Origin of the sequence: Paenibacillus forsythiae T98 (genome assembly GCF_000520735.1) — a bacterium.
Taxonomy (GTDB): Bacteria; Bacillota; Bacilli; order Paenibacillales; family Paenibacillaceae; genus Paenibacillus_AQ; species Paenibacillus_AQ forsythiae.
Genome location: NZ_ASSC01000832.1, coordinates 1 through 2,137 on the forward strand (window position 1 = coordinate 1; position 2,137 = coordinate 2,137).

The window sequence follows — 2,137 nt, forward strand, 5'->3', positions numbered from 1 at the left end:
AGCACTGATCCGCCACTATGAAATCACCGTGCTGACGAAGCCGCTGCTGGAGCAGGCGGCAGGGCTTGCGCCAGGGAGCGGGATCAAGGAGCTGTTGGCGCCGGGCCGCGAGCAGGAGCTTCGGGCCTATATCCAGGACCGGGATCTGCTCGATCTGGCGCAGGACTACCATTTAAAAGGAATCATTCCGGCAGGCGATTTCGTGAAAATCCTGCGGAAAATTCCCGCGCGGATGTATTCCATTTCCAGCAGTCCGGAAGCTTATCCGGACGAGGTGCATCTCACGGTCCGCGCTGTGCGCTACGAAAGTCAGGGAAGAGACCGCTACGGCGTGTGCTCCACCCTGCTGGCGGAGCGGGTACAGGCGGGGGACAAGCTGCCCGTCTTTATTCAGAGCAACTCTAACTTCAAGCTTCCGGAGAACCCGGAGACCCCGGTCATCATGATCGGTCCGGGAACTGGCGTCGCGCCGTTCCGCGCTTTTCTCGGAGAACGGGAAGAGAGCGGAGCTGCGGGCAAGACATGGCTGTTCTACGGCGACCAGCATTTCTCCACAGATTTCCTTTATCAGGTCGAATGGCAGCGCTGGCTCAAGGAGGGCGTGCTGACACGCATGGATGTCGCCTTCTCGCGCGATACCGACCAGAAGGTGTATGTCCAGCACCGCATGCTTGAGAAAGCCGGAGAGCTGTACAAGTGGCTTCGGGAAGGCGCCGCAGTGTATGTATGCGGAGATGAGAAGAGAATGGCGCATGATGTCCATACCGCGCTTGCTACAATACTTGAACGCGAAGGCGGGCTAAGTTCCGAAGAAGCGGCCGAATATTTGACACTTATGCAGCAGCAGAAACGTTACCAGCGGGATGTATATTAAGCCCTGTATCTAAACAATCGCCGAGAGGAGTAGAAGCAGCATGGCACTGAACGATAAATATCCGCCCCATGACGCTCCCCACAGCGATGTGGAGGATATCAAGCGCAGAAGCAACTATTTGCGGGGAAGCCTCGAAGAGACGTTGGCAGATCCAATTACAGGCTCCATTCCCGAGGATGATAACCGCCTGATGAAGCACCACGGCAGCTATATGCAGGACGACCGGGACCTCCGGAGCGAACGGGCCAAGTCGAAGCTGGAGCCGGCCTACCAGTTTATGCTGCGCGTACGCGCTGCGGGAGGCGTGGTCACGCCGAACCAGTGGCTGATGATGGACCGGATCTCCCACAAGTACGGGAATGGCACCATCCGCCTGACAACGCGGCAGTCGTTTCAACTGCATGGCGTCATCAAATGGAATTTGAAAAAGACGATCCAGGAAGTGAACGAGTCGCTGCTAAGCACGCTCGCCGCCTGCGGCGACGTGAACCGCAACGTCATGTGCAACCCGAATCCGTACCAGTCGGAGATTCACTCCGAGGTCTTCGAATGGGCGCGCAAGGTCAGCGATCATCTTGATCCGCGGACGAGAGCGTACCATGAAATCTGGCTGGACGGCGAGAAGGTCGTGGACAGCCAGGACGGCGCCGAGCAGGAGCCGATTTACGGCCCGGTCTATCTGCCGCGCAAATTCAAGATCGGAATCGCCGTTCCCCCATCCAATGATGTGGATGTGTTCTCCCAGGACCTGGGCTTTATCGCGATTATCGAGGACGGCCGTCTGGCCGGCTTCAACGTAAGCGTGGGCGGCGGTATGGGGATGTCTCACGGCGATCCGAAGACGTATCCGCAGGTCGCCAAGGTGATCGGCTTCTGTACACCGGAGCAGCTGATTGATGTCGCCGAGAAGACGGTCACGATTCAACGGGATTACGGCGACCGCGCCGTCCGCAAGCACGCCCGCTTCAAGTATACGATCGACGACCGGGGGCTTGACTGGTTCACCGGCGAGCTGACGGAACGCCTCGGCTGGGCGCTGCAGGAAGCCAGACCTTACCATTTCGACCATAACGGCGACCGGTATGGCTGGGTTAAGGGGAGCGACGGCAAGTGGCATTTCACGCTCTTTATCCAGAACGGCCGGATCAAGGATGAGGAAGGCTATCCGCTGATGACGGGACTGCGGGAAATCGCCAAGGTCCACACCGGAGACTTCCGTCTGACCGCGAACCAGAATCTGATCATCGGCGGCATCAGCAGCCA

2 protein-coding genes are annotated in these 2,137 nt (G+C 58.5%); both read left to right on the forward strand.

Translation table 11 applies throughout. The features are described 5' to 3' along the window. A partial coding sequence (locus L692_RS0125285; RefSeq protein ID WP_025702687.1) for a diflavin oxidoreductase occupies positions 1–874 on the forward strand: 874 nt, incomplete at its 5' end. Between the two features lie 40 nt (positions 875–914). Next, on the forward strand, positions 915–2,137 hold a 1,223-nt coding region (locus L692_RS0125290; protein ID WP_025702688.1), incomplete at its 3' end, for an NADPH-dependent assimilatory sulfite reductase hemoprotein subunit.